Genomic DNA, 23012 nt, shown 5'->3' with positions numbered 1-23012 from the left:
GCGCCGCAGGTGAGCGGTGGTGCAGCGCCGGAAAAGGTCCCCGCCGACTCGGCCGGGGGCTCCGGGAGAGTCGGCGGGGGCCGGTGTCACGCCTTGAGCGGCCCGCCCCCGGGGTCGGTGAAGTGGTTGTCGTGGCGCAGCAGGAACTCGGCGAACTCCGGACCGCCGCGCCGCGCCGTCTCCGCGATCCTCTCGAAGTACTCCTCGCGCGGCGCCCCGGGCGTGAAGAGCATGAGCATCGACGCCGGCTCGTCGGAGTCGTTGCGGAACGCGTGCAGCCCGCCGGGCGGTACGTACAGGAAGTCCCCCGCCCGCCCGGCGGTCCAGCGGTCGCCGTCGTACAGCCGCACCTCGCCGGACAGCACGAAGAACGACTCGGAGATCGTGCGGTGGAAGTGGGTGCTCGGGCCCGGCGCCCGCGGACCCATCTCCACCTTGTACAGGCCGAACTCGCCACCGGTCAGGGCGTGGGTGGCCAGGTAGTGGGTGCGGGTGCCCGACGGGGAGACCAGCTCCGGCTCGGCCCGCGCCGACCGGAACACCGCGCTGATCTCGCCGTTCTCCCCCAGGTAGCGGGGCTCGGGGTAGGACACGGGCGGCTCCTCCCGGTACGCGGCTGTACGGCTGTGCGGCGCGCCCCGGCGGGGCGCGCCGTCAGTCCTGCGGGTAGCGGACGCCGATACGCTCCCGGACCGCGTCCAGCGTCGCCATCACCGCCAGTGTGCCGTCCAGCGGCACCAGCGGCGACTCCGTCTCCTTCTCCCGCAGGCAGCGCATCACCTCCGCCGCCTCGTGCGCGTACCCGGCGCCGTCGCGCGCCCCGGAGGCACCAGGGGCACCGGGGACACGGATCTCCTCCGGCTCGTGTCCGGCGCGGTGGAGCAGGAAGGTCTCGGGGGCGAAGAAGCCGTGCGGCAGCTCGATGCGCCCGCGCGTGCCGCTGACGGCCGCCACGGTGGGGCTGGCGGCGGCGATGGAGCAGGACAGGGTGGCCACCGCCCCGCTGTCGTAGCCCAGCAGGACGCCGGTGGTCTCGTCCACGCCCTCGGGCGTCAGATGGGCCCAGGCGGCGACGGAGGACGGCGCGCCCAGGACGAGGTGGGCGAAGGACACCGGGTAGACGCCCAGGTCCAGCAGGGCGCCGCCGCCCAGCCGGGGGTCGCGCAGCCGGTGCGCGGGGTCCTCGGGCGCGGTGATGCCGAAGTCCGCGTGGACCGAGCGCACCTCACCGACCGCGCCGTCGGCGATGAGCTCGAGCATGCGCCGCACCACCGGGCTGCAGTACGTCCACATGGCCTCCATCAGGAAGACCTTCCGGCGGCGGGCCAGCTCGACCAGCTCCCGCGCCTGGGCGAGGTTCAGGGTGAGCGGCTTCTCGCACAGCACCGCCTTGCCCGCCTCCAGGCACACGGTGGCGGCCTCGAAGTGCGCCGAGTGGGGGGTGGCGACGTAGACCACGTCCACGTCCGGGTCGGCGGCCAGCTCGGCCCAGCTGCCGTACGCCCGGGGGATGCCGTGCGCGTCGGCGAAGCGGCGGGCGGACTCCGGCGAGCGCGAGCCCACCGCGACGGTCTCCCCCTCGGGGAGGGTGGCCAGGTCCCGGGCGAACGCTCCGGCTATCCCGCCGGTGGCGAGGATGCCCCATCTGATGGTGTCGTCCGTGCGCGTCATGCGTCCCCCGAGTTCGGTTCGCCGGCGGTGGGCCGCCGGTGGTGTGCGGTGATCACCCTATGCGGTACGCGTCCGCCCGTCGCACAGGTGTCCACATGGTGTACGCGCCCGCCGCCGGACACGGGCCGCCGGGAGCCCGGCGGCGGGCGGCGGGCGGCCGTTACGGTGGTGGACGTGCGTCTGCTCCTGATGTCCGACACCCATCTGCCCAAACGCGCCAGGCGGCTGCCGGAGGAACTGCTGGCGCGGGTGGCGGAGGCCGACGCCGTCCTGCACGCCGGGGACTGGGTGGACGCCACCACGCTCGACCTGCTCCAGGAGCGGTCGCGGCGCCTGATCGCGGTGCACGGCAACAACGACGGCCCACAGCTGCGCGCCCGGCTGCCCGAGGTGGCCCGTGCGGAGCTGGGCGGACTGCGCTTCGGCGTGGTCCACGAGACCGGGCCGAAACAGGGCAGGGAGCGGCGGTGCGCCGAGCGGTTCCCCGGGCTGGACGTCCTGGTCTTCGGGCACAGCCACATCCCCTGGGACAGCACGGCGGTCAGGCCCGGCGGCGGGACGCTGCGGCTGCTCAACCCCGGCTCGCCGACCGACCGCCGCGCCCAGCCGTACTGCACGTACCTGACGGCGGTGGCCGAGGGCGGCGAACTGCGCGAGGTCACCCTGCACCGGCTGCCGCCCCGCCGCTGAGGCCTTCCCCGCGGCCGGTCAGCCCTCGAAGTAGGCGTCCAGGACCTCGTCGAGTTCCGCGTCCCACTTCTTGAGGTGCTCCTTGGTCGGGGCGTGGACCTCGCCCCGGAACCAGGGCCCGTCGACGGTGTAGAACGTCACGGTGAACCGGCGCCCGATACGCGGAGGAGTGACCTCGACCGCGCCGATCTCGCCCCAGTCGAGCTCCACCTCCTCGCCGTCCATCCGGAGCGTGACGCCGTCGCGGCCGGCGCTGATCGCGCCGAGGGGGTCGATGACCTCGAAGGAGGGGCCGTCGGCGGTGTCCGCCGCCGCCTCCTCCCCGGCGCCGTCCCCGGCTTCCGCCGTCCGCTCCGCCGCTCCGGGCTCCCCGGTGCCGTCGAATTCCGCGTCCGCGTCCGCGTCCGCGTCCGCGTCCGCGTCCGCGTCGGCGTCGGCGTCGGCGTCCGTACCGCCGGACGGCTCCCCGGCCCCGGCGCTCTCCTCCGCCCCGGCCGCGTCCTCACCGTCGTCCCGGCCTTCCGTCCGCTCCTCCCGTTCCGCCTCCTCGGCGGGTTTCTGGGGCGTGAGTCCGGGGACGTACGCCGGATCGGTCCCGGCGACGTTCTCGAGTTGGATGATGGGTTCGATGCGCTGCTCCACGGCGGGCAGTATGACCGACGGGGCCGGAACGGCGACAGGCGGCCCGGTCCGTGTACGGGCCACCGGAGGGATCCCCGCAGCGGAGGGGACCGGGCGTCCCGAGAACGGCTGGATTCGATCGCTCCACGAGCCAACCATTCGGCGGCGCAAAGCGTCCAACCCTCCAAGGAAATCCACTAAACAGGGGCATACATGAATACGAGAACACACATCGGTCGTCCCGGCCGGATCGGCCTCACCGTGCTCACCGCGCTCGCCACCGCCCTGCCCGTCGCCCTCTCCTCCCCCGCCGCCGCGGCGGACGGTCCGCCCGCCTTCCTCTCCCCGGCGGAGCTGCCGCCCCACTCCTCGTCCCCCTGGTACGCCGGCGAGGTGACCGCCGGCGTCCCGGACCCGCTGCCCTTCTGCTACGGCGAGGTCCTGCCCGGGACCACCTCCCGGTACCGCGAGTTCTGGACGGAGTACGACACCAACGCCCGGCAGGTCACCGTCGTGGAGCGCGACGAGGCGGCGGCCACGGCGCTGGCCGCGACGCTGCGCGACGCGGTCAGGGGGTGCGCCGAGCGAACCGAGCAGCAGAATCCCGAGGTCGAGGCCGAGTCCAGGTACTACGGCAGGGTCCGGGTGGAGGAGGGCGCCCGGGTCTACGGCGTCCACACGAACCACACCGTGGTGGGCTCCTCCGACGTCCATCTGTTCTCGGTCGGCCGGGACGGGCGGACCGTCACGGTCGTGCACTGGGGGCAGCTCGGCGACTTCCGGCACGCGCCGGTGGCCGACTTCAGGAAGACGACGGCCACCGCCGTCGGCAAGCTGTACTGAGCTCCGCCCGGGTGGCGTGCCGCCGGGCCGGCCGCCCGGCCCGGCGGCGCGCTCGCCGTCCTCTCCCCGGCCGCGGACTACGCTCATCGCATGGCAACGGAGGACACCGGCGGGGACACGGTGATCGATCTCAACGCCGATCTCGGCGAGGGCTTCGGACGCTGGCGGCTCACCGACGACGAGGCGCTGCTGTCCGTCGTCAGCAGCGCCAACGTCGCCTGCGGCTTCCACGCCGGGGACCCGTCCACCATGCGGCGGGTGTGCGCGGCGGCGGCCGAGCGGGGCGTGGTGATCGGCGCGCAGGTCTCCTACCGGGACCTGGCCGGTTTCGGGCGGCGGGCGATGGACGTGCCCGCCGGCGAGCTCGCGGACGAGGTCGCCTACCAGATCGGTGCGCTGCGGGTCTTCGCCGAGACCGCGAGGGCGCGGGTGGCGTACGTCAAGCCGCACGGCGCCCTGTACAACCGCACGGTGCGCGACACGGAGCAGGCCGGGGCGGTCGTGGCGGGGGTGCTGCTGGCGGGCGGCGGACTGCCGGTGCTGGGCCTGCCCGGGTCCTCGCTGCTGCGGGCCGCCGGGGAGGCCGGACTGCCCGCCGTCACCGAGGCGTTCGCCGACCGCGGCTACACCCCGGACGGCACGCTGGTGCCGCGCCGGGAGCCGGGCGCGGTGCTCCACGAACCCGGCGCGGTGGTGGACCGCGCGCTGGGCATCGCGCTGCGCGCCACCGTGACCGCCGCCGGCGGACGGCCGGTGGCCGTGTCCGCCCGGTCGCTGTGCCTGCACGGCGACACCCCGGGCGCCGCCGATCTCGCCCGGCGGGTGCGGCGGGCGCTGGAGGAGGCCGGAGTGCGGATCGGGGCGTTCGCGTGAGCGCGGGCGGTACGGGCGGCGGCGGTACGGGGAACACGACGGCCGGCGCGGGCCCGCGGGTGCTGCCCATGGGCCGGCGCGCCCTGCTGGTGGAGGTGGACGGCGCCGAGCGGGCCCAGGCGCTCCACGCCGAACTGGTGCGGCTGCGGGACGCCGGCGAGCTGCCGCCGGTGGAGGAGATCGTCCCGGCGGCGGCCACCGTCCTGCTGGACGGGCTGGACGAGCCGCGCGCGGTGGCCGGGCTGCTGCGGCGCCTGCGGGTGCCGGACACCGCGGCAGCCGAGGGGGCCGAGGTGGTGCTGCCGGTGCGCTACGACGGCCCCGACCTGGCCGAGGTGGCGGCGCTGTGGGAGGTGACCGGGGAGGAGGTGGCCGCGATCCACTCGGGCACCGCGTTCCGGGTGGCCTTCTGCGGGTTCGCTCCCGGGTTCGGCTACCTCACCGGACTGCCCGCCCGCCGGCACGTGCCCCGGCGGGCGACGCCCCGTACCTCGGTGCCGCCCGGCTCGGTCGGGCTGGCCGGTCCGTACACGGGGGTGTACCCGCGCGCCTCCCCCGGCGGCTGGCAGCTCATCGGCCGTACCGACGCGGTGCTGTGGGACGTGACGCGCGAACCCGCCGCGCTGCTGGCGCCCGGCACCCGGGTGCGCTTCGAGGCGGTCCCGTGACGGGCGGTGCGGCGGGCGGCACGACGGGCGGTGCCGTGCTGGAGGTGGTGCGGGCCGGCGCGCTGACCACCGTGCAGGATCTGGGCCGGGTGGGCCACGCTCATCTGGGCGTGCCGCGCTCGGGCGCCCTGGACGCCCCCGCGCACCGGCTCGCCAACCGGCTGGTGGGCAACCCGGCCGGGGCCGCCGGTCTGGAGACCACCCTCACCGGCTGCGCGGTGCGCGTGACCGGACACCCCGTCACCGCGGCGGTGACGGGCGCCCCGTGCCCGGTGCGGATCGACGGCCGTCCGGCGCCCTGGGGCGCGGCGGTACGAGTGCCGGCGGGGGCCGTGCTGGACGTCGGCCCCGCGCGGGCCGGGGTGCGCTGCTGCCTGGCCGTGGCGGGCGGCATCACCGTCGAGCCGGTGCTGGGCAGCCGCTCCACCGATCTGCTGTCCGGTCTCGGCCCGGCACCGCTGGCCGAGGGGGTGCGGCTGCCCGTGGGGCCGGCGCCGGGGCCCGTCCCCCGGTGCGGCCCCGTTCCGGCGCCGGGGCCGCCGGGCGGCGAGCTGGTGCTGCCGGTGGTCCTCGGGCCGCGCGACGACTGGTTCACGCCCGGCGCGCTGCGCACCCTGGCGGCGCGGACCTACCGGGTGGCCGCCGCGAGCAACCGCGTCGGCCTGCGCACCGAGGGACCCGCCCTGGAACGCGCCCGGGAGGGCGAACTGCCCAGCGAGGGCATGGTGGCGGGCGCGGTCCAGGTACCGCCCGACGGCCGGCCGGTGGTCTTCCTCGCCGACCACCCCACCACGGGCGGCTATCCGGTGATCGGGGTGGTGCCCGGCCGGGCGCTGGCGGCCGCCGCGCAGGCGGTGCCGGGGCTGGCGGTGCGCTTCGTCCCGCTGCGCCGCTGAGGCACTGAGCCGCTGAGCCACTGAACCGGTCGACGGTTGCCGCCGGAGCGGTGATCCGGCGGCCCGTGGCGGCACGTCAGAACGCTCTTCGGCCAATGTCGGCCGGAGCGTTGAGGGCGGCAAACGGAACCCTTACCGTCGTTTTCCAGTCGGTTGACGGATCGGTTGGCACAGGAGGACGTCATGAAACGGACCAGGGCCGCTCTCGCGGCCGTTGTCGGCAGCTTATTGATCTTGTTAGGCGGTGTCGCCCCCCTGTCCTCGGCGTCCGCCGCCTCGCTGGTGGAGGTGCCGGACTTCGGCAGCAACCCGGGCGGCCTTCGCATGCACGTGTACGCGCCGGACTCGCTTCCGGACAACCCGGCGGTCGTGGTGGCGATGCACGGCTGCGGCGGGTCGGGGCCCGGCTTCTTCCAGAGCAGCGAGTTCGCCTCGCTGGCCGACCGGCACGGTTTCGTCGTCGTCTACCCGTCCGCGACGAAGCAGACGGCGATGGGCACCTGCTTCGACGTGTGGTCCGACGCCTCCAAGCGCCGCGGCGGCGGCAGCGACCCGGCCTCGATCGTCTCGATGGCCGAGTACGCCCAGCAGCGCTACGGCGGCGATCCGCAGCGGACGTTCGTCACCGGCAGTTCCTCCGGCGGCATGGAGACCAACGCCCTGCTGGCGCTCTACCCGGACGTGTTCAGGGCCGGAACGGTGTTCATGGGCGTCCCCTTCAACTGTTTCGCGAACGAGGCCGACTTCCCGCCGTGGACCAGCAAGTGCGTCAACGGGAGCATGCACCGGACCCCGCAGGAATGGGGCGACGCGGTCCGGCAGGCGTACCCCGGCTACAGCGGTGAGCGTCCCCGGGTCCAGCTGTGGCACGGCACGGGCGACACCCTCGTGCCGTTCCAGCTCCTGGAGGAGCAGGTCAAGCAGTGGACGAACGTCTTCGGTCTGGGCCAGACCCCGACTTCGACGGACCAGCCGCAGCCGAGCTGGAACCGGCAGCGCTTCGCCGGCCCGGACGGCACCGTGCGGGTGGAGGCCATCAGCGTCTCGGGCGCCGGGCACAGCCTGCCGATGGGCGGCATGGCCGCCGCCGCGGTCGAGTTCTTCGGGCTGTCGGGCGGCCCCTCCTGAGCGCACCCGGACACCTGGGCACCTGAACACCGCCCGGTGGCGGCGGAGCGGTCCGCCGCCACCGGTCCTCCGCCGGGGGCACCGCCGAGGTGCTCCCGGCGGCACGGGTGTTCACGCCCGTCCCGCCCCCTCCCCGTGGGAGTCCCCCCGGCGGCCGGTCTCCCGCTCCCGCCGCCCGGCACCGGAATCCGCGGCGTCCTCCCCGGCGCTCCGGGGACGCTCCGCCTCGACGCCCTTCAGCGGCTCCCCTTCGACGGTGCCGCCGCCGGAGAACCCCTCCGCGGCGCTCGCCGTGCCGGGGACGACGCGGTGCTCCATCTGCGTCTCCCGGCCGGAGTGGGCGCCCGGCCCCCGGTCGGCCGGGTCCGTCCGGCCGCCCTCCGGGCGGTGCGCCGCCGCGGCGTCCCGCCGGTCCTTCCGGTCTTCCCGGTCGTCGTGGTCGTCGTGGTGCCTGTTCGTTCCGCCCATGACCGTCCGTCCTCGCCGTTCCTCTGTCCGGATCCGGGCCCGCCGGCCGTACCGGCCGGTGCGGCCGACTCCCCGCGATCTTCGGTGTACGGCGCAGGTACCCGGTGGAACCACCCGGAAACGGCCGCTCGCCGGGCCGCTCCGGGTCAGCTCATCCGGACGCCGACGAGGCAGGTGTCGTCGTCGGTGTCGGAGTTGCTGTAGGTCAGCATCCGGTCCAGGCGCTGGTCGAGGGTCTCGCCGGATTCCCGGGCGATGGCCAGGAGCCGGTCCAGTGCCTCCTGGAGGGAGCTGTCCCGGCGCTCGATCAGCCCGTCGGTGTACATCAGCAGCACGTCGCCGCTCTCCAGCTCCAGCCGCTCCTCCTCGTAGTCGGCGTCCGGCACGGCGCCCAGCAGCAGTCCGCCGACCAGGGGCAGCGCGGCGGCCCGTCCCCCGCGCACCAGGACCGGGGGCGGGTGCCCGGCCCGGGCCCAGCGCAGGGTGCGGGTGCCGGGGTCGTACAGTCCGCACACCGCGGTGGCCGTGACGTTCTCGGTGAGGTGGTGGGCGACGGTGTTCAGCCAGGACATGAGCTGGGCCGGGCCGGCGCCGGTGGTGGCCAGCCCGCGCAGTGCGTTGCGCAGCACCACCATGCCGGTGGCCGCGTCGATGCCGTGGCCGGCCACGTCGCCGACGGACAGCAGGACCTGGCGGGACGGCAGCACGACGGCGTCGTACCAGTCGCCGCCGACCAGGTGGTCCTTCTCGGCGGGGCGGTAGCGGACGGCGATGTGCAGGCCCTCCGCCTCGATGGGGCCCCGGGCGGGAGGCATGATGGCGCGCTGGAGCTGCAGGGCCATGCGGTCGCGCTCGACGGCCTCCTGCTCGCTCTGGGCGAGCTGGTCACGGGTGGCGCCCAGGGCGACCTCGGTCCAGTGCTGGGCGGAGACGTCCTGGTAGGCGCCGCGCACCGCGACCAGCCGTCCCTCGGCGTCGAGGTCGGGCTCGGCGATCACCCGGATGTGCCGCACGATCCCGTCGGCCCGCCGCAGCCGGAAGGCCTCGGAGGCGGGGCGGCGGTGGTGGAACAGGGTGCGCAGGAAGCGCCCGATGACGGCCTCGTCGTCGGGGTGGGTGTGGACGGGGAGCTGCTCCAGGGGGATGGGCGCGGCGGTCGGCGGCAGTCCGTGGAGGGCGAACAGCTGGCTGTTCCAGATGATCTCGCCGGTCGCGAGGTTCTCCTCGAACCCGCCGATGCGGCCCAGCCGCTGGGCGTGCTGCAGCACCCGTGCCAGCCGGGCCGCCTCGTCCTGCACCCGCCAGATCAGCAGCACGCTGTCCCCGTGCCGGCTGACGCTGACACCCGCCTCCACGGACAGCGGCACCTGGCCGACCATCGCGCGCAGCACCATCCGCTCGGCGCGGAAGGGCTCCCCGGTGGCATGGACGTGCTCGATCCTCTCGAACAGACCGCTCTCGCCGATCGCCAGCGGATAGGCCTCCAGCAGCAGTGTCCCGGTGACGGAGGAGCGGGGCCGCCCCGCCGGGTCGACGAAGTGGCTGCTGACGTGGTGGATGCGGAAGTCGGCGAGCCGGCCGTCGGCGTCCAGCTGGGGCACGAGCACCAGGGCCGGGTCCAGCAGGCCGTCGGCGAAGTCCGCCAGTTCCGAGAGCCCCGGGGGGCGCGGCCGCGGGGAGTGGCGCGGTCCCTCGATCTCCTCGGGGAGGGCGTCCAGGGTGTGGGCGCACAGCTCCGCCAGCGCCTCGATCTGCCGCTGGACCTGCGGCGGCTGCGGCTGCTCGAGCGCGCCGGGCCAGCAGATCTCCAGCACGCCCAGGACCCGCCCGCCGGTGCCGGCCGGCACCGTCACCCGGCAGCCCTCGGGGGCCTGCCGGCGGCCTAGGGTGGGCAGCCCGGACTCGGCCGGAGACGGGAACCACACGGCGCGGCGCTCGGTGAGCGCCCGGCGGGCGAGCGTGGCCACCCCGGGCGGTACGTAGTGCCAGCGGGCGGCCTCCTCCGGGGCGAAGCCCGCGCAGCCGGCCAGGGTGAGGGAGGAGTCGGTGCCGGCGGCCCAGACGGCCACGGCCATGGCGCCCAAGGGGGTGAGCGCGTGTTCCAGCAGGGACTCGGCGACCGCCTGGGTGTCGTCCGCGGCCAGCGCGCCGCTCTCGGCGGTGCGCAGCCGCACCGGCAGCGAGGGGGTGGCCTCGTCCTCCCCCGAGTTCCCGGAGTTCCCGGAGTTTCCGGGCCGCCCGGGGCCGCCGGACTCCGCCGCCCGCGCCCGCGCCTCCTCCCGGGCCCGGGCCACGAACTCGTGGGCCGCCTCGGTGAGGCGGTCGCGGGCCGCCTGGTTGATCAGGTCGACGGCCAGCTCCAGCTGGGAGGTGTCCGCCTGCTCGGCGAGGACCGTCAGCTGCCGGGCGGCCTGCGCCGGTCCGCAGCCCAGCCGTTCGACCAGGATGCCCTTGGCCATCTCGATCAGGGCGCGCCCCTCGGCGGCCGCATGGGCCCGGCGCACCTCGCGGCGGAGCCGCTCGACGGTGGCGGCCAGTCTGCCCAGGCCGGCGGCGTCGGTGCCGTTCCGCGGCGGCGTCTCCCACTGCCGCTCCCCGTCCCGCCGCTCTCCGTTCGGCACCACGGTCACGGTGTCCGGCGCCGGGGTGTCGCCGGCGGACGCCACCGGAAGCGGCTCCCTCTCCGGGACAGCCCTCGGCGGTCCGTCCTGCCGGACGGACTCGTCCGGCCGCTGGGTGTCCACTGCGCTACTCCTCGGGGAGATGGTCGACGGGCGTAAGGGCCGGCCGGGCGGTGGCCGCGCCTGCGGCGCGGTGCCCGGCGACGCGGGCTACAGGTCCAGGCAGCGCTGGATGCACGCGACGAGATCACGCGCGTCCAGCGGCTTGGTGACGTAGTCGCTGGCCCCGGCGGCGAGGCTCTTCTCCCGGTCCCCGGGCATGGCCTTGGCCGTCACCGCGATGACGGGCAGCCCGGCGTACTCCGGCATCGCCCGGATCGCCGCGGTGGCGGCGTAGCCGTCCATCTCCGGCATCATCACGTCCATCAGGACCAGGTCGACCTCGGGGTGGGCGGTGAGGCAGTCGATGCCCTTGCGGCCGTTGTCGGCGTGCAGGACGTGCATGCCGTGGAGCTCCAGGATGCCGGTGAGGGCGTAGACGTTGCGGGCGTCGTCGTCGACGACGAGCACGGTGCGGCCCGCCAGCGTCCCGTCGGCCTCCTTCGGTTCGAACGTCTCGGTGGTCTCCTCGGGCCGCACCAGCGGGAGCACGTCGCCGGGCTCCTCCGCGGTCAGGTGCAGCGCTATGCGCTCGCGCAGCTCGTCCAGGCCGGCGAGCAGCTCCAGCGGCTGCCGCCGGGCACGGTTCTGCAGCGCCCGTTCCTGGTCCGGGTCCAGCCGCCGGTTGTTGTGGGCCAGGACCGGGACCCGGCCCAACGCGGCGTCGCCCTCCATGGCCTCCAGGAAGCGCAGCGCGGTGCCGTCGGCCAGGTCGAGCTGCAGCACGACGCAGTGGCAGTCCTCCGCGGCGAGCGCGGCGGCCGCCTCCTGCTCCCCGACGGCGGTGACGATCTCCACCGGTCCGCGCGGGTCGCCGGGACCGGTGCCGTCCGCGAGATCGGCCACGGCGTTCTCGGCGACCAGTGACAGCAGACCGCGGGGGCGGTCCTCGATGACCAGCAGCCGCCGCTTCTGCGGGCGCGGCGGAGCGGTGGCGCCGCTCCCCTCCGGGGCGGCACCGGCGCCGACGACCTCCTCCCACGGGAGTTCGTCCTCGCCGGGCCCGGCGGCCGGCCGGTCCCGGAAGTCGGGACGGGCCACGGGCAGGTAGAGCGTGAAGGTGCTGCCCTGCTCCGGGGCGCTCTCCACGGTGATGGCGCCGCCCAGCAGATAGGCGATCTCCCGGCTGATGGACAGGCCCAGCCCGGTGCCGCCGTACTTGCGGCTGGTGGTTCCGTCGGCCTGCTGGAAGGCTCCGAAGATGGTCTCCAGCTGCTGCTCGGGGATGCCGATGCCGGTGTCCTCCACCCGGAAGGCGACGGCCGCGCCGTGCAGCCGGACGGTGGAGGGCAGCTCGTCCGGGGCGACCGGCTCGATCCGCAGGCGGACGCCGCCGGACTCGGTGAACTTCACCGCGTTGGACAGCAGGTTGCGCAGCACCTGGCGCAGCCGGGAGTCGTCGGTGAACAGGTCGACGGGGACGCCCGGCGCGGTGCTGATGGTGAAGTCGAGGCTCTTCTGCGTGGTCAGCGGCCGGAAGGTGGCCTCGACGTAGTCCAGCAGACGGCGCAGCGGGAGCCGTTCGGGGTTGATGTCCATCTTCCCCGCCTCGACCTTGGACAGGTCCAGGATGTCGTTGATCAGCTGGAGCAGGTCGGAGCCGGCGGAGTGGATGATGCCCGCGTACTCCACCTGCTTGGGAGTGAGGTTGCGGGTGGGGTTCTGGGCCAGGAGCTGGGCGAGGATCAGCAGGCTGTTGAGCGGGGTGCGCAGTTCGTGGCTCATGTTGGCCAGGAACTCCGACTTGTACTTGGAGGCCAGCGACAGCTGCCGGGCCCGCTCCTCCAGTTCCTGCCGGGCCTGCTCGATCTCCAGGTTCTTGGTCTCGATGTCGCGGTTCTGCGAGACCAGCAGGGCGGCCTTCTCCTCCAGCTCGGCGTTGGAGCGCTGAAGCTCCTCCTGCTGTGTCTGGAGTTCCTCCGAGCGGGCCTGGAGTTCACCGGCCAGCCGCTGCGACTCCTGGAGCAGCTCGTCGGTGCGGGCGTTGGCGACGATGGTGTTGACGTTGACGCCCACGGTCTCCATCAGCTGGCCGAGGAAGTCCCGGTGCACCGCGGTGAAGGGGCTGACCGAGGCCAGCTCGATGACGCCGAGCACCTGGTCCTCCGCGAGGATCGGCAGCACGATCAGGCTGCTCGGCTGGACGGCGCCCAGCCCGGAGGAGACGGTGACATAGCCGGGCGGCAGGTCGTCGACGGTGATGGTGCGGCGGCTGCGGGCCGCCTGGCCGACCAGGGACTGGCCCAGCCGGAAGCGCGGCGCCTCCCCGGCGCCCCCGGCGCCCCCGGCGACCTCCGGGTGGCCGTAGGAGCCGATGAGGCGCAGCTCCGTCTCGCCGGCGGCGCCCTCCTCGGCGAGGTAGAAGGCGCCGTACTGCGCGCCGACCAGCGGGGTCAGCTCGTCCATGATCAGCTCGGCCACGACCGACAGGTCGCGGCGGCCCTGCATCAGGCCGGATACCCGGGCCAGGTTCGTCTTGAGCCAGTCCTGCTCCTGGTTGGCCCGGGTCGTCTCGCGCAGGGACTGCACCATGAAGTTGATGTTGTCCTTGAGGTCGGCGACCTCGCCGGAGGCGTCCACGGTGATGGAGCGGGTCAGATCGCCCTCGGCGACGGCGCTGGTGACCTCGGCGATGGCACGCACCTGCCGGGTCAGGTTCCCGGCCAGCTCGTTGACGTTCTCCGTCAGCCGCTTCCAGGTGCCCGAGACGCCCTCAACCTCCGCCTGGCCGCCGAGCCGACCCTCGCTGCCGACCTCGCGGGCCACCCGGGTGACCTCCGCGGCGAACGAGGAGAGCTGGTCGACCATCGTGTTGATGGTGGTCTTCAGCTCCAGGATCTCGCCCCGGGCGTCGACGTCGATCTTGCGGGTGAGGTCGCCCTGGGCGACGGCGGTGGTCACCTGGGCGATGTTGCGCACCTGGCCGGTCAGGTTGTTCGCCATGGAGTTGACGTTGTCGGTCAGGTCCTTCCACGTCCCCGACACCCCGGGCACGTGCGCCTGACCACCGAGCATGCCCTCGGTGCCCACCTCGCGCGCCACCCGCGTCACCTCGTCGGCGAACGAGGACAGCGTGGTCACCATGGTGTTGATCACGTCCGCGAGGGCGGCGACCTCGCCCTTGGCCTCGACGGTGATCTTCTGCGACAGGTCGCCGCGGGCGACGGCGGTGGCCACCTGGGCGATGGACCGCACCTGGCCGGTCAGGTTGGAGGCCATGACGTTGACGTTGTCGGTCAGGTCCTTCCACGTCCCCGACACCCCGGGCACGTGCGCCTGACCGCCCAGGTTGCCCTCGGTGCCCACCTCGCGCGCCACCCGCGTCACCTCGTCGGCGAACGACGAGAGCTGGTCGACCATCGTGTTGATGGTCTCCTTCAGCGCCAGGATCTCCCCGCGGGCGTCCACCCGGACCTTCTGCGACAGGTCGCCCTTGGCGACCGCGGTGGCCACCTGGGCGATGGACCGCACCTGGCCGGTCAGGTTCCCGGCCATGGAGTTCACCGAGTCGGTCAGGTCCCGCCAGGTGCCGGAGACGCCCTTGACGTCCGCCTGGCCGCCCAGGATGCCCTCGGTGCCCACCTCGCGCGCCACCCGGGTGACCTCGTCGGCGAACGCGGAGAGCTGGTCGACCATCGTGTTGATGGTGTTCTTCAGCTCCAGGATCTCGCCCCGGGCGTCGACGGTGATCTTCTGCGACAGGTCGCCCTTGGCGACCGCGGTGGTCACCTGGGCGATGGACCGCACCTGGGTGGTCAGGTTGCCCGCCATGAAGTTCACCGAGTCGGTCAGGTCCCGCCAGGCCCCGCCGACCCCCGGCACCTGCGCCTGGCCGCCGAGCCGGCCCTCGCTGCCGACCTCCCGGGAGACCCGGGTCACCTCGGAGGTGAACAGCGACAGCTGGTCCACCATGCCGTTGAAGACCGTGGCGATCTCGCCCAGCAGGCCGTCGGCGCCGTCCGGCAGCCGGGTGCCGAAGTCGCCGTCCCGGACCGCGGTGAGCCCGGCCAGGAGCTGCCGCAGCTCCTGGTCGCCGGCCTTGCCGGCACTCCGGGTGCCCCGGCCGCGCCCGCCACCGGGACGTGCCTCCCCCACCGTGGTGTCAACCATGTCCGCCCTCGCTCCGTCGTCCGCCACCAGGGCCCGCCACGTACGGCAGCCGGCCCGTCCGCCCGTACCGGCGGAGGAGCGACGCGGCTGCACCACGTTCGTGAACCGACATGTCCGCCGTTTGGCGGACACACAAACGCCCCCGAGGCTATCCCAAGCCCGGCCGTCACCGGATCGGCACCTCCGTGGAGATCCGCACACATCTCCGCCGTCCCGGCGGACGGACCGCCGACGGCACGGTCCGCCGGACGGCCACGAAAGGTTCCCCCGCCGGTCGCCCCTCGTTGGGGGACGGCCCGCCACCGCGCTGCCTACGGTGATCACGGTCGATCCCACCCCCCGCGTCGTCCACCGCGTCCGAGAGGGACACCATGACCAGCACGCCCACCGACGGAACGAACCGCTCCGGTTTCGCGCGGCGCAGTCTGCTGCGGGGCACCGCGGCGGCCGCGGCCGCCGGCCTCCCCTTCCAGGCCCTCACCGCCCGCACGGCGGCGGCCGTACCCGCCAAGTTCGACCACGACCCCGGCTACGGCCCGCTGCGCCCGGTGAAGGACCAGGCCACCGGCCTGGAGCTGCTGGCGCTGCCGCGCGGCTTCGAGTACCTCTCCTACGGCTGGACCAACGACCCGATGGACGACGGGATCCGCACCCCGGGCGCGCACGACGGCATGGCCGCCTTCCGGTACGGCGACCGGGTCCACCTGGTGCGCAACCACGAGCGCGGCGCCGGCCCCGCCTTCACCTCCCCCGCGTACAACCCCGCCGCCGGCGGCGGGACCACCACCCTGGTCTTCGACCCGGACGCCGGGCAGTGGCTGGAGTCCTACGGCAGCCTCGGCGGCACCATCCGCAACTGCGCCGGCGGCCCGACCCCGTGGAGCACCTGGCTGACCTGCGAGGAGACCTTCGGCACCACCGCGGGCAAGCGGCACGGCTACATCTTCGAGGTCGCCTCGCGGGGCAAGGGCGACCCCACCCCGCTGACCGCCATGGGTCGCTTCAACCACGAGGCCGTCGCCGTCGACCCGACGACCGGCTACATCTACGAGACCGAGGACCGGGGCGACGCCTGCCTGTACCGCTTCACCCCGGCGGTCCCCGGCGAGCTGTCCCGGGGCGGCAGGCTGGAGGCGCTGCGTCTCGGAGAGGCGTCCTACGACACCCGCCGCGACGGCTCGCGGTCCTACGGCACCGTCTCCTGGGTGCCGGTCGGCGACGTCGACCCGGACGGCGACACGCTCCGCCACCAGGCCCAGGCCAACGGCGCCGCCGTCTTCAGCCGCCTGGAGGGCGCCTGGTACGGCAACGACCGGATCTACGTCATCACCACCGACGGCGGTCCCGCCCGGCAGGGCCAGGTCTTCGAGCTCGACCCGGTCACCGACGAGTTCCGGGTGCTGTTCGCCTCCCCCGGCGCCGAGGTCCTCAACGCTCCGGACAACATGTGCGTCAGCCCGCGCGGCGGCCTGGTGCTGTGCGAGGACGGCGGCGGCACCGAGTACGTCCACGGTCTGACCCCGGAGGGCGAGATCTTCCGCTTCGCGGCCAACACCGTGGACCTGCGCGGCGGCACCGCGGGCAAGGACGTGGCGGCGGCCGACCACACCGGCTCGGAGTGGGCCGGTTCGGTGTTCGAGCCCAAGAACGGCAACTGGCTGTTCGTGAACGTCCAGACCCCCGGCATCACCTTCGCGATCACCGGCCCCTGGCGGCGCGGCGCCCTGTGATCCCGGCCCGTCCCCGTACGGTACGGCGGTCCCGCGCGGGCGGGGCCGCCGTACGCCGGCCGGCACGGCGGAGCCGCCTTGCCACCCCGGGTGCCCGCCGGAGAGCGTGGCGGGCACCCGGCCGCCCGGCGTGCCCCGCGTATCACCCGGACAACGGCTGGGATCCCGCCTGCGCCCTTGCTACGGTCGGCGCATGCCAGGCCGCCGCTACCACTCGCCCCGCCGCGTGGAGGCCGCTGCCGCGACCCGGCAGTCGATCCTGGACGCCGCCAAGGAGCTCTTCGCCACCCACGGCTACGTGGCCACCACCGTCACCCGGATCGCCGCCGCGGCCCGGGTCGGCACCAACACCGTCTACACCAGCACCGGCGGCAAACCGCAGATCCTGCGCGAGCTGGTCACCGCGAGCGTCGAGGACCCCATCGCCGAACGGACCCTCGCGCGGGTCGCGGCGGCCGGCGACGCCCACGACGTGGTCGCGTACGCCGTCGAGGGCATCCGCCGCGACAGCGAGAAACACGCCGTTGTCATCGAGATCCTCCTCGACGCGGCCTCGGTCGACGCGCACGCCGCCGAGGTGCTGCGCTTCGCCCAGGAGCGATTCCGTGACGCGCTGCGGACCATCGCCGACCGGCTCGCCGCGCTGGGCGCCCTGCGGGAGGGGCTCGACGCGGCGGACGCGACGGACGTGCTCTGGTACTACCTCGGCCTGTCGTCCTGGCGCGTGCTGGTGCGGGAGAACGGCTGGGACTGGGACACCGCCGAGCGGTGGCTGCGGAACCGGACCGTGGCCGCCCTGCTCACCGGGTGAGTGTGGCCTCCAGGACCGCGAACGGACTGTCCACCGGCCCTGGGACGCGCCGGTCGAGGGTGAACCCGGCACTGGCGAACAGCGCCGCGAACTCCGCCTCCCGGCGCTCGTGGCCCGACACCATGCCGAGCATGGTCAGATCGAGCAGCTTGCTCGGATGCGGCTCGTCGCCCTCCGACAGCACCGTCTCCACCACCACCAGCCGGGCGCCGTCGGGCGCCGCCTGCGCGATCCGGCCCAGGATGCGCGCACACGAGGCGTCGTCCCAGTCGTGCAGCACGGTGGACAGCAGGTAGACGTCCGCGGCCGGCACGCTCTCGAAGAAGTCACCGGCCTGTACCTCGATGCGGCCGGACATCCCCTGGTCGGCCAGCCGTGCGCGGGCGGTGGGCACCACGTGCTCCACGTCGAGGACGATGCCGCGTCGGCCGGGTTCGTCGGCCAGCAGCCGGGCCAGCACGGAGCCGTCGGCGCCGCCGATGTCGGCAACCACCTCACCGGCCGGGAGCCGGTAGCCGGCCAGTGCGGCGTCCTTGGGGCCGTACGTCAGGTTCGCCATCGCCGACGCCATCACGGGCATGTGCTCCGGGTGGGCGCCCAGCCACTCCACGAAGGACTGCCCGAAGTGCGCCGTGGCCGCCGGGATGCCCGTACGGACGGTGGTGACCAGCTCGGAGAAGGGCGCGTAGTGCGTCTCCATCCACATGATCGCCACGTCGCGCACCGAACCGGGCACATCCGCCGCCAGCGTGGAGCCGAGCGGGGTGAGCGCGAAGGCGTCCTCACCGTGATGGGTCACCACCCCGATGCCGGAGAGGACGTGCAGCAGCCGCCCCAGCGCGACGGCGTCCGTCTCCGTGGCCTCCGCCAACTCCTCGACCGTCATCGGGCCGCCGTGCAGCGCCGTGGCCACACCGAGCTTGGCCAGCGCGTACAGCGCCTGGGACTGCTGGAAACCGGAGAGCAGGCGCAGCATCTCCAGGGACCGCTCGGACGCGGACGCCTCGGGTGCCGTCGTGACCGGGACCGTCGCCGCGTCGGCCTGCGAGGGAGTGGGCGCGGGAGTCATGGGCCTCTCCAGAATGCGCAAGAATTCATGGTAATCAAACTACCACGAAATCATGTCACGCCGTCGTGGCGGTCGGACCGCCGCGGCCAGGCCGGTGACCTGGTTCCGGGCGGTGGAACGGTCGGTCATCCCGGCGCGGCACTCGGGAGCGGTGGGGCAACGGCGCCGGGAACCGGTCCCGGTGCGGTTCGGTCAGCCATGACGGCAGCACAGGCGCGGATCTCCCCATTGATCACAGAATTGACCACAGAGCACCGCAAACTCCACGATCATCAGGTCCTGCGCCTGTTCTGCTCCCGGGGTCGTCCACCACGCCTGTCCGGGCGAGCTCTTAGGATGCCCCCGTGGCGGGAGAACGCGATCTTCGAAGACTGCTGGCCGGACTGCGTCCGGAGCTCGATCCGGGCGAGTACGTCTTCACCACCGTCCCCGGCGACCGGATTCCGCCGGGCCTGGCCCCCGTGGTCACCGTCGCCGAGCCCGAGGGCCTCACCCTGGTGCTGCGCCGGGCGGAGGCGGAGCGGGCCGGGCTGCCCCACGACTACACCGCGGGCCGGATCGTCCTGCGGGTCCACTCCGCGCTCGACGCCGTGGGACTGACGGCGGCCGTCGCCGCGGAACTCGCCGCGGCGGGGCTGAGCTGCAACGTGGTGGCCGGTTTCCACCACGACCACCTCTTCGTACCCCATGAGCGGGCACGGGAGGCGCTGGACCTGCTGCGGGCCCTGGCCGCCCGGTCCGGTACCGCCTCCTGACGCGGCACTAGGCTCCGACCAGGCCGTACTCCGGCCGTCCCGCCGCGCGGTAGACGTGGATCGCGACCCCGGTGCCGGTGGTCCTGCTCTCCACCGCCTCCAGGGCGGTGGGCACCGTCCCGTCGGCGAACAGGCGCTTCCCGCTCCCCAGCAGCACTGGGAAGACCATCAGGCGGTACTCGTCGATCAGGCCGTGCGCCATCAGGCCGTGCGCGAGGTTACCGCTGCCGTGGATCTGCAGCTCTCCGTCCAGCCGCTCCTTCAGCGCGGCCACCTCCTTGACGGCGTCCCCGCCGAGCAGGGTGGAGTTGTGCCACCCGGCCGACTCCAGGGTCCGGGAGGCGACGTACTTGGGCAGGGTGTTGAGCCTGCCCGCGACGGGGTCGTCCGCGTCGGTGACCTGCGGCCAGTAGGCGGCGAAGATCTCGTACGTGCGGCGGCCCAGCAGGAAGCCGGTCACCGTGCCGAAGGTCTCGTCCACGAAGCGGCCCAGTTCCTCGTCGAAGTGGGGCGCCACCCAGCCGCCGTGTCCGAAGCCGCCGTCGCGGTCCTCGTCCGGGCCGCCGGGCGCCTGTACGACCCCGTCCAGGGTCATGAACGCGGTCAGTGTCACCTTGGCCATGGTCTGCTCCTGTCTGCCGTGCCGTTCCCCGTTCCGGGGTGTTCACGGGGGTAGGACGCCCCGGCGGCCCGGAACTCATCGGTGCCCGGCACCTGTCCACCGCCTGTCCACCGCCGCTCCGTGCCGCCGCCGCGCGAGGATGAGGATGAGGATGGGGCCATGCTGCCGGCCGAGGTCGCCCACATCTCCCGCCGGGTCGCGGACACCCCCTCGCGCACCGGGAAGACCGCCCTGCTCGCCGGGCTGCTCCGCCGGACCTACTCCGCGGACGCCCCGGTCGTCATCACCTGTCTGGCGGGCCGGCTCCCGCAGCGCCGGACCGGGATCGCCCGGAAGGCGCTGCGCGAGGAGGTGTCCCCGGCAGCCGAGTCCACCCTGGCCGTGCGGGAGACGCACCCGACGCCGGACGAGATCGCCGCCGTCTCCGGCAAGGGGGCGCAGGCCGCGCGGACGGCTGCCGCGCGGCCTGCCGGCCGCCGCCACCGCCGAGGAGCAGCGCTTCCTGACCGGGCTGATCGGCGGCGAGTCGCGGCAGGGCGCGCTGGACGCGCTCGCCGCCGAGGCCCTGGCGGCGGCCGTGGGCGCGGCGCGTCGGCGGAGACCGGCGGCACCGGGTGAGGCCCTGTCGCCGGGCGGCGGCACGCGGCTCTAGGCTTTCCGGTACGAGCGCCGTCCGACGGGAGGGACCGCACCGTGACCGAACGCAAACCGCCCGGCGTCGACTTCGAGACCTGGGCCGACCGGCAGATCCGCGAGGCGGCCGAGCGCGGCGACTTCGAGAACCTGCCCGGCTTCGGCAAACCGCTGCCCGATCTGGAGGCGCCCTACGACGAGCAGTGGTGGGTGAAGAAGAAGATGCGCCGCGAGGGGCTGTCCTTCCTGCCGCCCGCGCTGGCTCTGCGCAAGGAGGCGGAGGACGCCCTGGCCGCCGCCCGCCGGGCACCCTCCGAGAGCGAGGCGCGGCGGATCGTGGCCGGGATCAACGAGAAGATCGCCGCGGCGCTCCGCAGGCCGCCGCCGGGCCCGCCGCTCAATCTGGCGCCCTTCGACCCCGAGGAGGTCGTACGGGAGTGGCGCGAGGGCCGCGCCACCTGACGGGCACCGCGGGACGGTGTTCGCGAGGTGTTGGCCCGCCGTTCGGCCGCCGCGCCTGACGGGCGCCGGGCGCCCGGCCGTAGGGTGCGGCCGTGGAGGGTGAACAGCGGCGCGAAGGGCGGTGGGACCTGCCCCGGGTCCTCCGCCGGCCCGCGGTCCTGACGGCCGCGGGGCTGGCGGCCGTCGCCGGGATCGTCGTTCTGAGCGTGTGGTACGACAGGGCGACCTGGGACGACGACGAGCTGGAGGACGCCGTCCACGCCGCGGCCTCCGCCCTGGAGGCGTATCCGCACCTCCTCCCCGGCCCCGATGTCCCCGACCGCGCGGCCGAGGCGGCGGTCAGGGACGCGATCGTGGCGCGCAGGGGCGCTCGGACCCCCTCCGGCGGGGTCCACGTCAAGCGGTACAGCAGCCGGCACGGCCTCTACGACATCCGCGCGGACGGCGTGGCCGAGTCCGACGACGTCCTCTGCCTCCGGATCCGGCCGCCGGACCCTCCGCGGGAGGGACCCTTCGACGACCGGAGCCGCGTGCGGGTCCGCGAGGGACGCTGCGAACCGCCGGTCCCCCTTCCCTCCTGGGCCGTCTCCCCGTCACCCCGGCCCTCGGCGACGGCTCCGGAGCCGGTTCCGGAGAAAGGCCCCGGCTGACCGGGGCCTTTCTCCGCGTGGCAGCGGTCCCGCTCAGCCCTCGGTACCGGGGGCCGGCGGCACCGCGTTGTCGCGGACCACCCCGGCGTACCAGCGGGCGCTCTCCTTGGGGATGCGCCGGCGGGTGGCGTAGTCGACGTACACCGCGCCGAACCGCTTGCTGTAGCCGTAGCCCCACTCGAAGTTGTCCAGCAGGGACCACAGGAAGTAGCCGCGCACGTCCGCGCCGTCCTGGACGGCCCGGTGCACCGCCGACAGGTGGCCGTGCAGGTAGGAGATGCGCTCCGGGTCGACGACCCGGCCCTCGGGGTTGACGTAGTCGTCGAACGCCGCGCCGTTCTCGGTGATCATCACCGGTGTCCCGGGGAAGTCGTCGCGCACCCGGCACAACAGCTCGTACATGCCGTCGGGGTCCACCGTCCAGCCCATGGCCGTGCGGGGGCCGGGCGTGCTGTGGAAGGCCACGTCGTCGGCGCCCGGCCAGGGGCTGTGCTCGCTCACCCCGTGGCCGTCGTCGCCGTGGGAACCGGGGCCGGAGGCGGCGGAGACGAGGGTGGGGCTGTAGTAGTTGACGCCCAGGAAGTCGATCGGCTGGTGGATCGCCTCGGTGTCGCCCTCGCGCACGAACGACCAGTCCGTCAGGTGCGCGGTGTCGCGCAGGACGTCCTCGGGGTACTCCCCGCGCAGCATGGGGCCGGTGAAGACCCGGTTGGCCACGCCGTCGATGCGGCGTGCCGCGTCGAGGTCCTCGGGGTTGTCGGTCAGGGACCGCACGTGGTGCAGGTTGAGCGTGACGGAGGTCTGGGCGTCGGCGGGCAGCACGGCACGCAGTGCCTGGGTGCCCAGGCCGTGGGCCAGGTTGAGGTGGTGGACGGCGCGCAGCGCGGCGGCCTGGTCGGTGCGGCCGGGGGCGTGGACGCCGGAGCTGTAGCCGAGGAAGGCCGAGCACCACGGCTCGTTGAGCGTCGTCCAGGTCTTGACGCGGTCGCCGAGCGCGCCGGCGACGAGGGAGGCGTACTCCGCGAACCGCTCGGCGGTGGCGCGCTCCGGCCAGCCCCCGGCGTCCTCCAGCTCCTGGGGCAGGTCCCAGTGGTAGAGGGTGGCCACGGGCCGGATGCCCCGCTCCAGCAGTCCGTCCACCAGGCGGCTGTAGAAGTCCAGGCCCTTGGCGGAGGCGGGTCCGCTGCCGCCGGGCTGGACGCGCGGCCAGGAGACGGAGAAGCGGTACGCGCCCACACCGAGCTCGGACATGATCGCGAGGTCGTCACGCCAGAGGTGGTAGTGGTCACAGGCGATGTCGCCGGTGTCCCCGTTGCGCACCTTCCCCGGGGTACGGGAGTAGGTGTCCCAGATGGAGGGAGTGCGGCCGTCCTCGTTCGCGGCGCCCTCGATCTGGTAGGCGGCGGTCGCGGTGCCCCAGACGAAGTCCGGTGGGAACACCCGGACGCCCTGGGCCTGCGCGGCGGGCTCGGCGGTGTGGGAGGAAATGGCCACGAAGGTCCTTCCTTCGAATCGTGTAAGGGGGTTTGCAA

Annotated in this window: 21 protein-coding genes; 12 read left to right on the top strand and 9 right to left on the bottom strand. The window is 74.2% G+C overall.

The features are described 5' to 3' along the window. Positions 1–86 precede the first annotated feature (86 nt). Positions 87–593: a cupin domain-containing protein gene (locus CUT44_RS23950; protein WP_100203989.1), complete on the bottom strand. Its 507-nt coding sequence runs from the start codon at positions 591–593 to the stop codon at positions 87–89. Positions 594–654: 61 nt separating this feature from the next. Further along, entirely contained in the window at positions 655–1671 is a 1017-nt protein-coding gene (locus tag CUT44_RS23945; RefSeq protein ID WP_100203988.1) for a Gfo/Idh/MocA family protein, read from the bottom strand. Positions 1672–1845: 174 nt separating this feature from the next. On the opposite strand from CUT44_RS23945, the gene CUT44_RS23940 reads away from it, so the two are divergent. Beyond that, a complete protein-coding gene (locus CUT44_RS23940) occupies positions 1846–2361 on the top strand; it encodes a metallophosphoesterase family protein (RefSeq protein WP_100204079.1) in 516 nt (171 codons plus the stop codon). An 18-nt stretch (positions 2362–2379) separates the two neighbouring features. On the opposite strand, the gene CUT44_RS23935 is transcribed toward CUT44_RS23940, so the two are convergent. Then, a complete protein-coding gene (locus tag CUT44_RS23935; RefSeq protein WP_100204078.1) occupies positions 2380–3003 on the bottom strand; it encodes a hypothetical protein in 624 nt (207 codons plus the stop codon). A gap of 192 nt (positions 3004–3195) precedes the next feature. On the opposite strand from CUT44_RS23935, the gene CUT44_RS23930 reads away from it, so the two are divergent. The 5 genes from CUT44_RS23930 (at position 3196) to CUT44_RS23910 (ending at position 7390) form a co-directional block, all read left to right on the top strand. After that, positions 3196–3825: a hypothetical protein gene (locus tag CUT44_RS23930; RefSeq protein WP_100203987.1), complete on the top strand. Its 630-nt coding sequence runs from the start codon at positions 3196–3198 to the stop codon at positions 3823–3825. 90 nt (positions 3826–3915) lie between these two features. Next, a complete protein-coding gene (locus CUT44_RS23925; protein WP_100203986.1) occupies positions 3916–4698 on the top strand; it encodes a LamB/YcsF family protein in 783 nt (260 codons plus the stop codon). A 68-nt stretch (positions 4699–4766) separates the two neighbouring features. Continuing rightward, positions 4767–5366: a 5-oxoprolinase subunit B family protein gene (locus tag CUT44_RS23920; protein WP_100204077.1), complete on the top strand. Its 600-nt coding sequence runs from the start codon at positions 4767–4769 to the stop codon at positions 5364–5366. Continuing rightward, positions 5363–6262 carry a 5-oxoprolinase subunit C family protein gene (locus CUT44_RS23915; protein ID WP_233221607.1) on the top strand — a complete coding sequence of 300 codons (900 nt, stop codon included), beginning with the start codon at positions 5363–5365 and terminating at the stop codon, positions 6260–6262. The genes CUT44_RS23920 and CUT44_RS23915 overlap by 4 nt, the downstream gene beginning before the upstream one ends. Before the next feature lie 183 nt (positions 6263–6445). After that, a complete protein-coding gene (locus CUT44_RS23910) occupies positions 6446–7390 on the top strand; it encodes an extracellular catalytic domain type 1 short-chain-length polyhydroxyalkanoate depolymerase (RefSeq protein ID WP_100203985.1) in 945 nt (314 codons plus the stop codon). 111 nt (positions 7391–7501) lie between these two features. On the opposite strand, the gene CUT44_RS23905 is transcribed toward CUT44_RS23910, so the two are convergent. The 3 genes from CUT44_RS23905 to CUT44_RS23895 all read right to left on the bottom strand — a co-directional run bounded on the left by CUT44_RS23905 (position 7502) and on the right by CUT44_RS23895 (position 14748). After that, positions 7502–7858, bottom strand: coding sequence for a hypothetical protein (locus tag CUT44_RS23905; protein ID WP_100203984.1), 357 nt, complete (start codon positions 7856–7858; stop codon positions 7502–7504). 146 nt (positions 7859–8004) lie between these two features. Further along, a complete protein-coding gene (locus tag CUT44_RS23900; protein WP_233221606.1) occupies positions 8005–10602 on the bottom strand; it encodes a SpoIIE family protein phosphatase in 2598 nt (865 codons plus the stop codon). 87 nt (positions 10603–10689) lie between these two features. Beyond that, complete coding sequence (locus CUT44_RS23895) at positions 10690–14748, bottom strand: HAMP domain-containing protein (protein ID WP_100203983.1); 4059 nt, start codon at positions 14746–14748, stop codon at positions 10690–10692. Between the two features lie 371 nt (positions 14749–15119). Here CUT44_RS23895 and CUT44_RS23890 point away from each other — a divergent pair, with 371 nt between their 5' ends. Further along, positions 15120–16478 (top strand): alkaline phosphatase PhoX, encoded by a 1359-nt coding sequence (locus CUT44_RS23890; RefSeq protein ID WP_100203982.1) that lies wholly within the window; start codon positions 15120–15122, stop codon positions 16476–16478. A 193-nt stretch (positions 16479–16671) separates the two neighbouring features. Further along, complete coding sequence (locus CUT44_RS23885; RefSeq protein ID WP_100203981.1) at positions 16672–17289, top strand: TetR/AcrR family transcriptional regulator; 618 nt, start codon at positions 16672–16674, stop codon at positions 17287–17289. Here CUT44_RS23885 and CUT44_RS23880 read toward each other — a convergent pair. Then, on the bottom strand, positions 17279–18379 hold the full coding sequence (locus tag CUT44_RS23880) for a methyltransferase (RefSeq protein ID WP_146252299.1): 1101 nt from the start codon (positions 18377–18379) through the stop codon (positions 17279–17281). The two genes, CUT44_RS23885 and CUT44_RS23880, sit on opposite strands and share 11 nt — an antisense overlap. Before the next feature lie 323 nt (positions 18380–18702). Between CUT44_RS23880 and CUT44_RS23875 the strand changes: the two genes are divergently transcribed. Next, the gene (locus CUT44_RS23875; RefSeq protein WP_100203979.1) at positions 18703–19113 is read left to right on the top strand and encodes an ACT domain-containing protein; all 411 of its coding nucleotides are present in this window, start codon (positions 18703–18705) and stop codon (positions 19111–19113) included. Positions 19114–19120: 7 nt separating this feature from the next. On the opposite strand, the gene CUT44_RS23870 is transcribed toward CUT44_RS23875, so the two are convergent. Beyond that, positions 19121–19735 (bottom strand): dihydrofolate reductase family protein, encoded by a 615-nt coding sequence (locus CUT44_RS23870; protein WP_100203978.1) that lies wholly within the window; start codon positions 19733–19735, stop codon positions 19121–19123. 159 nt (positions 19736–19894) lie between these two features. On the opposite strand from CUT44_RS23870, the gene CUT44_RS33615 reads away from it, so the two are divergent. From CUT44_RS33615 to CUT44_RS23855, 3 genes are all read left to right on the top strand, one after another. After that, entirely contained in the window at positions 19895–20353 is a 459-nt protein-coding gene (locus tag CUT44_RS33615) for a hypothetical protein (RefSeq protein WP_199185816.1), read from the top strand. Positions 20354–20428: 75 nt separating this feature from the next. Beyond that, positions 20429–20830 carry a DnaJ family domain-containing protein gene (locus CUT44_RS23860; RefSeq protein WP_100203977.1) on the top strand — a complete coding sequence of 134 codons (402 nt, stop codon included), beginning with the start codon at positions 20429–20431 and terminating at the stop codon, positions 20828–20830. A 92-nt stretch (positions 20831–20922) separates the two neighbouring features. Beyond that, positions 20923–21480 (top strand): hypothetical protein, encoded by a 558-nt coding sequence (locus tag CUT44_RS23855; protein WP_100203976.1) that lies wholly within the window; start codon positions 20923–20925, stop codon positions 21478–21480. Positions 21481–21513: 33 nt separating this feature from the next. On the opposite strand, the gene CUT44_RS23850 is transcribed toward CUT44_RS23855, so the two are convergent. Then, on the bottom strand, positions 21514–22968 hold the full coding sequence (locus CUT44_RS23850) for a GH1 family beta-glucosidase (RefSeq protein WP_100204074.1): 1455 nt from the start codon (positions 22966–22968) through the stop codon (positions 21514–21516). Positions 22969–23012: the final 44 nt, after the last annotated feature.

Source organism: Streptomyces carminius (assembly GCF_002794255.1).
Lineage (GTDB): Bacteria > Actinomycetota > Actinomycetes > Streptomycetales > Streptomycetaceae > Streptomyces > Streptomyces carminius.
Note: the sequence above shows the minus strand (reverse complement) of the source record. Positions and strands in the feature narration are given on the sequence as shown.